Below are 12079 nucleotides of genomic sequence, written 5' to 3' on the forward strand. Positions count from 1 at the left end.
CGCCGACCCCGGCGGGCGGCCCTAAGCCGGTTTCCGGCGGTGGCCCGAGGCGGGTCACCGGCGGGTGGCATGGTCCGGGCCGCACCGGGTACGCGGGGGACACCGCATCGGGGCCGATCTTGGCCCGGGCCGCTCCCCGACCGCCGTCACCAGGGAAGACGTCATGGACACACCCGCGCACCGCAACAACTACACGCCGGCCCAGCGCGCTCTGGACGCGCTCGCCGAGAACACCGAGGACGCGGCGGCACTGGACACCCTGGCCGGAAGCCACGTCCTGGTGCCCGTGCCCGACGACGCCACCGACGCGGAGGCCACCGACCCCACGACGGTGACCCTGCCCGTCATCGAGCATCCGGGCGGCTCCCCGGTGGTGCCGGTGTTCACCTCGGAGCCGGAGATGGCCCACCTGCTGCCGTACGTCTCCCGCTACCGGCTCGTCCCGCTGGGCGCCCTCGCCTCGCAGTGGCCGACGGACGAAGGACTGTCCCTGACCATCGACGCGGCCTCCGAGCACGGGCTGACCCTGACCTCGGAGGGCGTCCGCACCCTGCTGGCCCGCCCGCAGGGCTGACTCAAGGCAGCAGCGTCACGTCGTCGGGCGCGGTGATGCCGAAGAGCTCGTCCAGGACGCGGCGGGCCTCCTGCTCGTCGGTGAGCTCGCGCTCGGTGACGGTGCCGTCGGCCGCCGTCTCGCTGAGGAGGGACCCGGACAGCAGCAGATGGCCCTCGGCGGTGGTGCGCTGCACATAGGCGGTCCCCGTGAACGGCGAGCGGGGGTGCGTGCCCACGTACCAGTTGGCGACCTCGTAGTCCTTCTCCACGACGGTGTCGAGGGTGAAGGCGTACTGATCGGTCCACTGCTCCTTCTCGTACGCCTGGAGCGTCCACAGCGGCAGCGGGCCCCAGTCCGGCCTGAGGAGCAGACGATTGCGGCGCGTGCCGGACCGGAACTCGGTGTCCGCGACCAGCGGCACGGACTCCAGCAGCGCACCGGGGCTGCCGAAGCCGGCGTCGGCGAGGTAGGGCTGCTCGTCGCCGGGCACCCGCACCTCCAGCAGCATGTGGGTGCGGGGGCGGCTGGTGATGTCGTCGGCGCCGACCACGACGCGGCCGGCGATCTCCCGCACCGCGAAGCCCAGCGCGCGCAGCGCGTCGCGCAACAGCGCGTTGTGCTCGAAGCAGTAGCCGCCGCGTCTGCTGTGCACCAGCTTGGCCATGAGGTCGGCCCGTTTCAGGGACGGGGCCCGGCCGGCCAGCGGGTCGAGGTTCTCGAAGGGGATGGACCGGACGTGCGCCTGCTGCACGCCGCGCAGTGTCGTCACGTCGGGGTGACGGGGCCCCTCCCAGCCGATCCGGCGGAGATAGGCGTCAAGGTCGAAGTCAGCGGTGTCATCGGACATGGAGCCGACTCTAGGCACACCGCCGAGCCGATGATCACTCTTTTTCGGCGAGGTCCTGGGCGGCGCCCAGCATGCGGGACAGCACGGACCGTTGCAGCGGCAGCACCTCGGCGTGCAGATCGCGGCCCTTGCGGGTCAGCGACACCCACACACCGCGCCGGTCCTCGGCGCACACGGAGCGCTCGACGAGCCCTTCCTTCTCCAGGCGGCCGATGAGCCGGGACAGCGCGCTCTGGCTGAGGTGCACCCGTCCGGCGAGGTTCTGCACCCGGCACTGCTCGCCCTCCTCGCCCAGATCGGCGGCGAGGAGGTCGAGCACCTCGAAGTCGCTGGCGCCCAGGCCGTGCGGATGCAGGGCCCGGTCGATCTCGCACATCGTGCGCGCGTGCACCGACAGGATGTCCCGCCACCGCTCTTCCAGCCGGGCATCGGCCGTGTTGACTGCCATACCCGCACGGTAACACCGTTCCGGCCATTGTTGACTGTGCAACTATCACCGGTGGCCGGGTCGAGGCGGTCAGGCCGTGGGGTCCTGGAGCAGCCCGACGAGGTTGCCGTCCGGGTCCTTCACGGAGGCGATCAGCCGGCCGCCGCCGACGTCCCGCACGTCCTGCAGCGGCGCGGCCCCGGCCTCCAGCAGGGCCGCGAGCCTGGCCCGGATGTCGGTCACATGCCAGTAGGGCACCGGCCCGGTCAGGCCCTGGGCGTGGCCGTGGGGGTCGAGCCCGACGTCCTGGCCCGCGTCCTTGTACCCGACGTAGTAGGGCTCGTCCGCGTACGGCTCCACCCCCAGCAGCGCGCCGAACAGGGCCTTCGCCCGCTCCAGGTCCTTGACGGGGTAGATGATCGTCTTCAGGCCGGCGGTCATGGCGTACTCCTCGTGACGTTCCGCGTGGCCCGGCGCCCGTTGCGCGCCGGTGACCCCACGCTAGGACCGGGCGGGCCAGGGCGGCTTCTCCGATCCTGACCGGTTGCTCCGGCCGAGCGCGTACGGCACCGGGAGGGTGACCACCGCAGACGCGGCAGGGGGCAGGTCACCGGGACCCGGGGGCAGCCCCCGGACCCGACCCGCCCCCTCCGTCACGTCGACGCGCGCTTGACCAGCTCCGTCGGGAGGATCACCGCCGCCGGGTCCTCGCCTCCTATCTGGGCGAGGAGTACGCGGACCATCTCGGCGCTGATGCGGTCCCAGGGCTGTCGTATGGTCGTCAGCTCGGGGCTGGCGGCCAGCGCGGCGGGGGAGTCGTCGAAGCCGCCGACGGCGATGTCCTCGGGTACCCGCCGCCCGGCCCGGTGCAGGGCCGTGAGCACGCCCTGGGCCATCAGGTCGGAGGCCACGAACACCGCGTCCAGGTCGGGCGCCTGGGCGAGGAGCCGTTCGGCGCCCGCCTCACCGCTGGCCCGGCTGTAGTCGCCGGGGACGATCAGACGGTCGTCGATGTCGATGCCCGCGGCGGTGAGCACCTCCTTGTAGCCGGCGAGGCGCTCGACACCGCCCGGGGTGTCCAGCGGACCGGTGACCACACCGATCCGGCGGCGGCCCAGCGACAGCAGATGCCGGACCATGTCACGGGCGCCGTCGCGGTCGTCGGCGGCCACGTAACTCACCTTCGAGGCCAGCCCGATCGGCTTGCCGCAGGCGACCAGGGGTACGCCCGCCTCGCGCAGTCGCTCGGCGACCGGGTCGCCGGAGTGGCTGGAGACCAGCAGCACCCCGTCGACGTGCCCGGCGGTGATGTAGCGCGTTATCCGCCGCCGTTCGTCCTCCGTACCGGCGATCATCAGCAGCAGCGGGATGTCGTGCGCGGCCAGCGCCTGCGTGCAGCCGCGCAGCAGGACGTTGAAGTTGGGGTCCTCGAAGAACCGCTCCTGAGGCTCCGTCAGCAGGAAGCCGACCGAGTCGGAGCGGCCCGTGATCAGCGAGCGGGCGTGCCGGTTCACGACGTAACCCGTCTTGCGGATGGCCGCGTTGACGGCCTCCGCCGCCGCCGGGCTGACGTAGTGGCCGCCGTTGAGGACGCGCGAGACGGTGCCGCGCGAGACACCCGCCTCGCGCGCCACGTCGTGGATCGTCGGCGGCTTGCGCCGGCCCCCCGTGTTGCTCATGGTCATGACTTTACGGCTCCGGACAGCAGATCCAGGCTCCAGAACCGCTGAATGACCAGGAACAGCGCGATCAGCGGGAACACCGCGAGGAACGCGCCGGTGATCACCAGGGTGTACAGGGCAGGTGTGTTGGCGCCCTGCTCCAGCAGCGTGTGCAGACCCACCGTGATCGGGAACTTCTCGTCGTCGCTGAGCATGATGTACGGCAGCAGGAAGTTGTTCCAGATCGCGACGAACTGGAACAGGAACACCGTCACCATGCCCGGGACCATCATCGGCAGCGCGATCCGCGTGAAGATCCGCCACTCGCTCGCCCCGTCCATCCGGCCCGCCTCGACCACATCACCGGGCACGGCCGCCGCGGCGTAGATCCGCGCCAGGTACACGCCGTACGGCGAGAGGATCTGCGGCAGCAGCACGGCCAGGTAGGAGTCCGTCAGGTTCACCTCGGCCATCAGCAGGTACTGCGGGACGGCGAGGATGATCGGCGGCATCAGCACGCCCGCGAGCAGGACGTTGAACATGGTCTCGCGGCCGCGGAAGCGGTACATGGCGAGCGCGTAGCCGCTGAACGCCGAGACCACCGTCGACAGCAGGGCGCCCAGGACGGCGTAGAGGGCGGAGTTGCCCATCCACTTCCAGTAGACGCCGTCGCGGTAGGCGTTGAGGTCGGACAGGTTCTGCGTGAAGCCCGTGCCCGGCAGGAAGGTGAACGTGGAGAACAGCTCGCTGCCGGACTTGGTGGAGGCGATCACCACCCAGGCCACCGGGAGCAGACAGTAGACCGCGCCCACGAGCAGCGTGACCGTCGGGACGAGCGCGATCCGGCTGCGCAGCGGCGGACGGCTGTGCCGGGCACCGGCGGTGCCGGCCGTTGCGGGGGCCTTCTGTACGGCAAGAGAACTCATCGTGCTGCCCCCTGCTTGTTGCTGCGGTTCGCGGTGCGCAGGAAGCCGAAGCTGAGCACCAGCGTGACGATCGCGATGATCACGGCCTCGGCGGCCGCCGCGTAGATGTCACCGGTGCCGAAGGCGTCCCGGTAGACCTTCATCAGCGGGCTCCAGGTCGTCGACATCGCGTTGGTGAGCGGCTTGAGCGTCATCGGCTCGCTGAACACCTGGAGCGTGGCGATGATCGAGAAGAAGAAGGTCAGCACCAGCGAGGGCGCCACCATCGGGATCTTGATCTTCAGGGCGATCTGCAGCGGGGTGGCGCCGTCCAGCTTGGCCGCCTCGTACACCTCGGCCGGGATGGCCTGGAGCGAGGTGTAGATGACGATCATGTTGAAGCCGGTGCCGCCCCAGACCGCGATGTTCGACAGGGCCAGGTACAGCGGACCGCCGTCCAGCAGGTCCGGCTGCGGCAGGCCGAGCTTCTCCAGCACGAAGTAGAACGGGCTGACGTCCGGCAGGTACAGGAAGCCCCACAGCAGCGCCGCCACCACGCCGGGGATGGCGTACGGCAGGAAGATCGCGAGGCGGGTGAAGGGGGCGAGCCTGACCTTGTCGGAGTCCAGCATCAGCGCGAACAGCAGGGCGAGGCCCAGCATCACCGGCACGACGATGCAGCCGTAGCCGAGGACGCGCAGGGCGCCGTCGAGCAGCTCGCTGTCGCTGAGGGCGGACGTGTAGTTCTCCAGCCCGGCCCAGACCTCCTTGCGGGCGCCGGACCCGAGGCCGAGCCCGGAGACCTTCACCTTGTGGAAGCTGAGCCAGACCGCGTAGCCGATGGGCAGCGCGAAGAACAGCGCGAACAGGAGCGTGGCTGGGAGGAGGAAGGCGTACGGGGCCCCCTTGACCCCGTACGACTTCCGGCGTGCGGTCGTCACTCGGAAACCTCGAAGCCCTGCTTCTTCATGTCGGCGACCGTGTCGTCCTGCATCGTCCTCAGGGCGGCGCCGAAGTCCGACTTGTTCTTCGCGGCGGCGCCGAAGGCGTCCTTGAAGCTCGTGTAGGCGACGTTCACGTTCGGGCCCCACGCGGCGGGCGCGGTGGTCTTCGCGATCTTCGCGGCCTGCTGGTAGAAGTCGGGCTGGTTGGCGAAGTACTCCGGCGGGGTGGTGAAGGCGCCGCTGAGCTGGGCGGCGGAGGAGGCCGGGTAGATGCCGCTCTCCTTGGCCAGGGCGTTCAGGGCGTCACCGTCGGTGTTCAGCCAGGTGGCGAACTTGGCGGCGGCCTCCTTGTGGCCGGAGTCGGTGGTGACCGCGGTGGAGGAGCCGCCCCAGCTGCCGGTGACGTTGTCGCTCTCCGTCCACTGCGGGAGCGGGGCCATCGCCCACTTGCCCTTGGTGTCGGGCGCGGCGGTGGTCAGGGTGCCCGGCGCCCACACGGCGCTGACCCAGGCGATCTGCTTGCCTGTGTTGAGCGCCTTGTTCCAGGCCGGGGTGTACATCGGCTGGTTGTCGATGGCGCCCTCCTTGACGAGGTCGCCCCAGAACGTGGCGACCTTCTGGGTGGCGGCGTCGTCGATGCCGACCTTCCACTTCTCGCCCTCGGTGGTCCACCACTTCGCGCCGGCCTGCTGGGCCAGGCCCGCGAAGAGGCCGGAGTCGTTGGCGGAGAACGTCGTCAGGTCGGTGCCCGGCGCCTTCTTCTTCAGTGCGCGGGCGGTCTCGGCGAACTGCTCCCAGGTCGTGGGGACCTTCAGGCCGTACTTCTTGAACAGGTCCTCGCGGTAGTAGAACATCATCGGGCCGATGTCCTGCGGGACCGCGTAGACCGCGTCCGTGCCCAGCGTGGTCTGCTGCCAGACACCGTCGGCGAACTTGTCCTTGACGTCGTCCACGTCGCCGGAGATGTCCGCGAGGGCGTCATTGCTGACCAGCGTCGGCAGGGCCTGGTACTCGGCCTGGACCAGGTCCGGGGCCTTGCCGGCCTTGTGCGCGGTGAGGATCTTGGTGACGAGCGTGTCGCCGGAGGCCTGCTTCTTCACCGTGACGGTGATCTGCTGCTCCTTGCCCGGGCCCTTGTTCCACAGGTCGACGACCTTGTCCATGCCGGGCGTCCAGGTCCAGTAAGTGAGCGAGACCGGGCCGGACTGGGCCTCGTTCTCGTCGTCGGACCCGCCGCAGGCGGCGAGGGCGGTGGTGCCGAGTGCGACGGCGACTGCGGTGGCTGTGACCCGACGGAGCCCGCGGCGCTTCGTGATGGGCATGGATCTCTCCCCTGACCTGGGTCTCCGCCTGTTGCGAAGACCTGCCATGCTTCTGTGAGCGTTCACAGTAGAGAAACATCCCAGACACTTGTCAATGGTTGTTGCTGTGCGGTTATGTTGGGCTCGCACCGCTGAGCATGTGTGTGCACGTTCCCAAATGATCGACTGACCGGGAGAAGATCCATGCCGGACGCCACCCCCAGGGGCCTCACCAGGCTCGCCTTCGGCGGGGACTACAACCCCGAGCAATGGCCGGAAAGCGTCTGGCACGAGGACGTCCGGCTCATGCGTGAGGCCGGCGTCTCGATGGTGAGTGTGGGCATCTTCTCCTGGGCGCTCCTGGAGCCTTCACCCGGGGTGTACGACTTCGCCTGGCTCGACCGGCTTTTCGATCTTCTGCACGAGAACGACATCCGGGTCGACCTCGGCACCCCCACCGTCGTCCCGCCGGTGTGGTTCTACCGCGCCCACCCCGAGGCCCTGCCGGTGACGGCCGACGGCACCCGCTACGAGTTCGGCTCGCGCGGCGCCATCTGCCACAGCAACACCGATTACCGCGCCGCCGCGGCGAACATCGCCACCAAGCTCGCCGAGCGCTACGGCGACCACCCGGCGCTGGCCATGTGGCACGTCCACAACGAGTACGGCGTCCCCGTCTCGGCCTGCTACTGCGACTCCTGCGCGGGCCACTTCCGCCGCTGGCTGCTGGGGACGTACGGCACGATCGAGTCGCTGAACGAGGCCTGGGGCACCGCCTTCTGGGGCCAGCGCTACGGCGACTTCGAGGAGATCAACCCGCCGCGCGCCACCCCCACCGTGGGCAACCCGGCCCAGGTGCTGGACTACCGCCGCTTCGCCGACGCCACCATCCGCGAGAACTTCCTCATGGAGCGGGACATCCTGCACCGCCTCTCGCCCGGCGTCCCGGTCACGACGAACTTCATGACCGCCCTCAGCCAGTGCGACTCCATCGACTACTGGGCGTGGGGCCGCGAGGTCGACATCGTCACCAACGACCACTACCTGATCACCGACGGCCGCCGCACCCACGTCAACCTCGCCATGGCCGCCGACCTCACCCGCTCCGTCGCCGGCGGCGCCCCCTGGATCCTCCTGGAGCACTCCACCTCGGGCGTCAACTGGCAGGCCCGCAACCCGGCCAAGGCCCCCGGACAGATGGCCCGCAACTCCCTCGCCCATGTGGCACGCGGCTCCGAGGGCGCCATGTTCTTCCAGTGGCGCCAGTCCCGCCGCGGCGCCGAGAAGTTCCACTCCGCGATGGTCCCGCACGGCGGCACCGACACACGCGTGTGGCGCGAGGTCGTCGAACTGGGCGCCACCCTCGACACCCTGAACCCCGTCCGCGGCACCCGCACCGTCGCCGACGTGGCCGTGCTGTGGGACTGGCAGTCCTGGTGGGCGCAAGCCCTCGACTGGCGGCCCAGCGAGGACCACGACGCCCGCGAGCGCGCCGACAGCTTCTACGAGGCCCTCTACGACCGCCACCTCACGGTCGACTTCGCTCACCCGGAGGCCGACCTGTCGGCCTACCCGCTGGTCGTCGTCCCCGCGCTGTACCTGATGACGAAGGCCGCGGGCGACAACCTCCGGCGCTATGTCGATCAGGGCGGCACCCTCGTCGTGTCGTACTTCTCCGGCATCGTCGACGAGCACGACGCCGTCCACGAGGGCGCCTACCCGGGCGTGCTGCGCGACACCCTCGGCCTGACCGTCGAGGAGTTCTCGCCGCTGCTGGGCGGCGAGCGGGTGCGCCTGACCGGCCCCGACGGTGCCGAGCTCGACGGCGACGTGTGGACGGAGTTCGTGGTGCCGCGCGGCGCCGAGACCGTGTGGACGTACACCGACGGCCTCACCGCCGGCCGCCCCGCCGTCACCCGGCACCGCCTCGGCGAGGGCACCGCCTGGTACATCTCCACCCGCCTCGGCACCGACGGCATCGACGCCGTCCTCGCCCGCGCGGCCCAGGACGCGCGCCTCGCGCCGCGCACCGAGCTGCCCCGGGACGTCGAGGTCGTCCACCGCACGGGCGAGCAGGGCAGCTACCTGTTCGCGATCAACCACACCGCCACCGAGGCGAAGGTGCCGCTGGACACGCCCGGCACCGAACTGCTGACGGGCGAGCGCGCCGCGGGCCGGCTGGCCGTGCCCGCGGGAGCCGTACGGGTCGTCCGACTCGACGGCTGAGCCGACTCCCCTCCGCCCGCGCGAGCCGCACGAGCCGCGGGCGGAGGGGCCGCCTCCACCCGAGGTCCTTCCAGGGAGCCCCGGGAACCCCCGGTCTCACCGCCGCGGCGGAGGCACCCCCATCCCCATCACGTCGAAGGGACGACGGACGACGATGTTCCATCCCAGACGCACCATCAAGGCCCTGCTGCTCCCGCTCGCCGCGGGCCTCGCCCTCACCTCCCTGCCCGCCCAGACCGCACAGGCGGCGAGCACCCTCACCAACGGCGGCTTCGAGACCGACGGAGCCGGCACCGGCACCCCCAGCGGCTGGTCCGAGTACGGCGACACCGGCGCCTCCTTCTCGGAGTCCGGCGGCCACGGCGGCAGCTACCGGCTCAGCCACTGGGCGTCCACCGCCTACAAGGTGGAGACCTACCAGTACCTGTCCGGGCTGACCAACGGGAACTACAAGCTCACCGCCTGGGTGCGCTCCGGCGGCGGCCAGAACGCCGCCTACATATCCCTGAAGAACTGCGGCGGCACCGAGCAGCGCACGAACCTGCCGGTCTCCGCCAGCGGGTGGATCCGTGTCGTCGTGCCGGTCAATGTGACCAACAACCAGTGCACGATCAGCGTCAACAGTGACGCGAACGCCGGCAACTGGATCAATGTCGACGACCTCACCTTCACGTCCGGCACGTCCGGGACGTCCATCCATGGTGCCGACATCTCCTCCCTCGCCAAGAGCGAGGCCAAGGGCGGCGTCTACAAGAACAGCTCCGGCACCACCGGCGACCCGGTCGCCATCCTGAAGTCCGCCGGCATGAACTACGCGCGCCTGAAGGTATGGGTCAATCCGGCCGACGGCTACAACACCAAGACGCAGGTCCTGGCGACGGCCAAGCGCATCAAGGCCCAGGGCATGAAGCTCCTGGTCGACTTCCACTACTCGGACTTCTGGACCGACCCCGGCCAGCAGGCCAAGCCGTCCGCCTGGGCCGGCCACTCCTACAGCCAGCTCAAGACCGACGTGTACAACCACACGTACGACGTGCTGAACGCCCTGAAGGCCCAGGGCACCACCGCCGACATGGTCCAGGTGGGCAACGAGATCAACGGCGGCATGCTCTGGAACGAGGGCTCCACCGCCAACTGGTCGCAGCTCGCGGGCCTGCTCAACTCCGGCTACGACGCGGTCAAGGCGGTCAACTCGTCGACGCAGGTGGCCCTGCACCTCGCCAAGGGCGGCGACCTGGCGGGCACCCGCTCGTGGTTCGACAGCGCCCTCGCCCAGGGTGTGAAGTTCGATGTGATCGGCCTGTCCTACTACGGCTACTGGCACGGCTCGCTCTACGACTTCCAGACGACCCTGGACGACGCGGCCGCCCGCTACGGCAAGCCGGTCTACGTCGCCGAGACGGCCTACCCCTTCCGGCTGGGCAGCGAGGACTCCCACGAGGACGTCATCGACCTCAGCAGTGAGCTCGTCTCCGGCTACCCGGCCACCGTCGCCGGACAGACCAGGTGGATGAACGACGTCGCGAGCATCGTGGAGGCCGTCCCGAACGGCCGCGGCCTCGGCGTCTTCTACTGGGAGGCCACCTGGACCGCGGTCACCGGCAACGGCTGGGACCCGACCGACGCCTCCTCCGGCAACGCCTGGGAGAACCAGGCCCTGTTCGGCTACGACGACAAGGCGCTCGCCTCGATGTCCTGGTTCAGCCACCGCTGACCGCCCTTGACGAGGGGCCCGGCCGCCACCCCGGCGACCGGGCCCTTGGCGTGCCCGGGTCGGCGAACACCTCGGTCCCGTACGGCAGTTCGATACCGGACAAGAGTGGCGAAGTGCCGGACGCCGCGGCGTGTGCGGCGCCAAAGTGGGAATGCGCTGTACGAGCGCGCCCGTAGTCGAGGGGGACGAGATGCTGAGGACTCCCACCAGCGAACTGCGCCTGGAGATCCTGGAGGTGCTGAAGGACCCGGTCGCCCATTTCCCGCCCGGCCGCCAGGGCGACCTCCTGGAGGACGGGGTCACCTGTGAGGCCGTCGCCGCCCGGCTCGGACTGCGCCGCGAGGTCGCCGCGACCCACCTCGGCCTCCTCGCCGACCTCGGCCTGCTGCGCACCCGCCGGGTCCGGCGCGCGGTCCACTACCGGCGCGACGAGGTGCGCATCGCCGAGGTGGCCCGGATGTTCGAGAAGGGCTGGTAGCGTCACCTCCCCGGCGGAAGGGCAGGGCGTCGATGACCGCACCCCAGGCACTGGCACCCCAGGCACTCGCACCGCGCAGACTGATCGCCCTCGGCGCGCGGGGGCCCGAGGACGTCGTGGCCGACGCACGAGGACGCGTGCTGACCGGCGTCGAGGACGGCCGCATCCTGCGCCTCGACGGCCTGACCAACCCTGCCGGAGGCCCCCGCGTCGAGGTGCTAGCCCGGACCGGCGGCCGCCCCCTCGGCCTGGAACTCCTCCCCGGCGACGACACGTTGCTCGTCTGCGACGCCGAACGCGGCCTGCTCCGCGTCGACCTCGCCTCCGGCGCCGTACACGTCCTCACCGACACACTGGCGAGGGAGCGGCTGCGGTTCTGCAGCAACGTCGTCGCCCTGTCCGACGGCAGCGTCTACTTCACCGTCTCCAGCACCCGCTACCCCCTCCGTCAATGGATCGGCGACCTGGTCGAACACACCGGCACCGGACGCCTGCTGCGCCTGGCGCCCGGGGCCTCCGTGCCCGAAGTCGTCCTGGACGGGCTGCAGTTCGCCAACGGACTCGCGCCCGCCGCCGACGAGTCCTTCCTGGTCGTCGCCGAGACCGGCGCCCGCCGGCTCACCCGCGTGCCGCTCACCGGGCCGTCCGTAGGGCAGGCGCACCCCTTCGCCGAGAACCTGCCCGGCATGCCGGACAACCTGTGGCGCGGCGGACCGGACGGCCCGATCTGGGTCGCGCTCGCCGGACCCCGCGTCCCGCCCCTGGACCTGCTCCACCGCGCCGCCCCCGCCGTCCGCCGCGCCGCCGCCCGGGCCGCCGTGCACGCCCCCTTCCGCCCCACCGGCACGACCGGCGTCCTCGCCTACGACGACCAGGGCCGCGCCCTGCACCACCTCACCGCCCGCCACTCCCGCTTCCGCATGGCCACCAGCGTCTGCGAGGCCTCCGGCCTGCTCGTCCTGGGCAGCCTGTGGGAGCGGGGCGTGGCGGTGTGCGAGCGGCCCGCCGTGAAGTGACCCG

The 12079-nt window shown here is 70.8% G+C and carries 12 protein-coding genes; 5 read left to right on the plus strand and 7 right to left on the minus strand.

The features are described 5' to 3' along the window. Positions 1–163 precede the first annotated feature (163 nt). Entirely contained in the window at positions 164–574 is a 411-nt protein-coding gene (locus RKD23_RS33825) for an SseB family protein (protein WP_404038958.1), read from the plus strand. Between the two features lies 1 nt (position 575). On the opposite strand, the gene RKD23_RS33830 is transcribed toward RKD23_RS33825, so the two are convergent. From RKD23_RS33830 to RKD23_RS33860, 7 genes are all read right to left on the minus strand, one after another. Further along, positions 576–1403: an arylamine N-acetyltransferase family protein gene (locus tag RKD23_RS33830; protein ID WP_424857160.1), complete on the minus strand. Its 828-nt coding sequence runs from the start codon at positions 1401–1403 to the stop codon at positions 576–578. A 34-nt stretch (positions 1404–1437) separates the two neighbouring features. Next, entirely contained in the window at positions 1438–1851 is a 414-nt protein-coding gene (locus RKD23_RS33835) for a MarR family winged helix-turn-helix transcriptional regulator (protein WP_424857161.1), read from the minus strand. A 69-nt stretch (positions 1852–1920) separates the two neighbouring features. Further along, complete coding sequence (locus tag RKD23_RS33840) at positions 1921–2271, minus strand: VOC family protein (RefSeq protein ID WP_424857162.1); 351 nt, start codon at positions 2269–2271, stop codon at positions 1921–1923. Positions 2272–2483: 212 nt separating this feature from the next. Beyond that, on the minus strand, positions 2484–3515 hold the full coding sequence (locus RKD23_RS33845; protein ID WP_424857163.1) for a LacI family DNA-binding transcriptional regulator: 1032 nt from the start codon (positions 3513–3515) through the stop codon (positions 2484–2486). Then, the gene (locus tag RKD23_RS33850; protein WP_424857164.1) at positions 3512–4417 is read right to left on the minus strand and encodes a carbohydrate ABC transporter permease; all 906 of its coding nucleotides are present in this window, start codon (positions 4415–4417) and stop codon (positions 3512–3514) included. Before RKD23_RS33850 ends, RKD23_RS33845 begins: the two co-directional genes overlap by 4 nt. Further along, positions 4414–5337, minus strand: a complete 924-nt coding sequence (locus RKD23_RS33855; protein WP_424857165.1) for a carbohydrate ABC transporter permease — start codon at positions 5335–5337, stop codon at positions 4414–4416. The genes RKD23_RS33850 and RKD23_RS33855 overlap by 4 nt, the downstream gene beginning before the upstream one ends. After that, positions 5334–6662 (minus strand): ABC transporter substrate-binding protein, encoded by a 1329-nt coding sequence (locus tag RKD23_RS33860; RefSeq protein WP_424857166.1) that lies wholly within the window; start codon positions 6660–6662, stop codon positions 5334–5336. The genes RKD23_RS33855 and RKD23_RS33860 overlap by 4 nt, the downstream gene beginning before the upstream one ends. Positions 6663–6845: 183 nt before the next feature. Between RKD23_RS33860 and RKD23_RS33865 the strand changes: the two genes are divergently transcribed. The 4 genes from RKD23_RS33865 (at position 6846) to RKD23_RS33880 (ending at position 12075) form a co-directional block, all read left to right on the plus strand. Continuing rightward, positions 6846–8867, plus strand: a complete 2022-nt coding sequence (locus tag RKD23_RS33865) for a beta-galactosidase (RefSeq protein ID WP_424857167.1) — start codon at positions 6846–6848, stop codon at positions 8865–8867. Positions 8868–9021: 154 nt separating this feature from the next. Then, positions 9022–10581, plus strand: a complete 1560-nt coding sequence (locus tag RKD23_RS33870; protein ID WP_424857168.1) for a glycoside hydrolase family 53 protein — start codon at positions 9022–9024, stop codon at positions 10579–10581. A 190-nt stretch (positions 10582–10771) separates the two neighbouring features. Next, positions 10772–11059 carry an ArsR family transcriptional regulator gene (locus RKD23_RS33875; RefSeq protein WP_424857169.1) on the plus strand — a complete coding sequence of 96 codons (288 nt, stop codon included), beginning with the start codon at positions 10772–10774 and terminating at the stop codon, positions 11057–11059. 32 nt (positions 11060–11091) lie between these two features. Next, complete coding sequence (locus tag RKD23_RS33880; protein WP_424857170.1) at positions 11092–12075, plus strand: SMP-30/gluconolactonase/LRE family protein; 984 nt, start codon at positions 11092–11094, stop codon at positions 12073–12075. Positions 12076–12079 lie beyond the last annotated feature (4 nt).

Origin of the sequence: Streptomyces sp. SAI-170 (assembly GCF_049739565.1) — a bacterium.
In the GTDB taxonomy this organism is placed as follows: Bacteria; Actinomycetota; Actinomycetes; order Streptomycetales; family Streptomycetaceae; genus Streptomyces.

Bases quoted from the DNA above. Each gene is read 5' to 3' on its own strand.
- RKD23_RS33880 (WP_424857170.1), top strand. From the start codon at position 11,092: ATGACCGCACCCCAGGCACTGGCACCCCAGGCACTCGCACCGCGCAGA.
- RKD23_RS33845 (WP_424857163.1), bottom strand. From the start codon at position 3,515: ATGACCATGAGCAACACGGGGGGCCGGCGCAAGCCGCCGACGATCCAC.
- RKD23_RS33835 (WP_424857161.1), bottom strand. From the start codon at position 1,851: ATGGCAGTCAACACGGCCGATGCCCGGCTGGAAGAGCGGTGGCGGGAC.
- RKD23_RS33850 (WP_424857164.1), bottom strand. From the start codon at position 4,417: ATGAGTTCTCTTGCCGTACAGAAGGCCCCCGCAACGGCCGGCACCGCC.
- RKD23_RS33870 (WP_424857168.1), top strand. From the start codon at position 9,022: ATGTTCCATCCCAGACGCACCATCAAGGCCCTGCTGCTCCCGCTCGCC.
- RKD23_RS33875 (WP_424857169.1), top strand. From the start codon at position 10,772: ATGCTGAGGACTCCCACCAGCGAACTGCGCCTGGAGATCCTGGAGGTG.
- RKD23_RS33830 (WP_424857160.1), bottom strand. From the start codon at position 1,403: ATGTCCGATGACACCGCTGACTTCGACCTTGACGCCTATCTCCGCCGG.
- RKD23_RS33865 (WP_424857167.1), top strand. From the start codon at position 6,846: ATGCCGGACGCCACCCCCAGGGGCCTCACCAGGCTCGCCTTCGGCGGG.
- RKD23_RS33860 (WP_424857166.1), bottom strand. From the start codon at position 6,662: ATGCCCATCACGAAGCGCCGCGGGCTCCGTCGGGTCACAGCCACCGCA.
- RKD23_RS33825 (WP_404038958.1), top strand. From the start codon at position 164: ATGGACACACCCGCGCACCGCAACAACTACACGCCGGCCCAGCGCGCT.
- RKD23_RS33840 (WP_424857162.1), bottom strand. From the start codon at position 2,271: ATGACCGCCGGCCTGAAGACGATCATCTACCCCGTCAAGGACCTGGAG.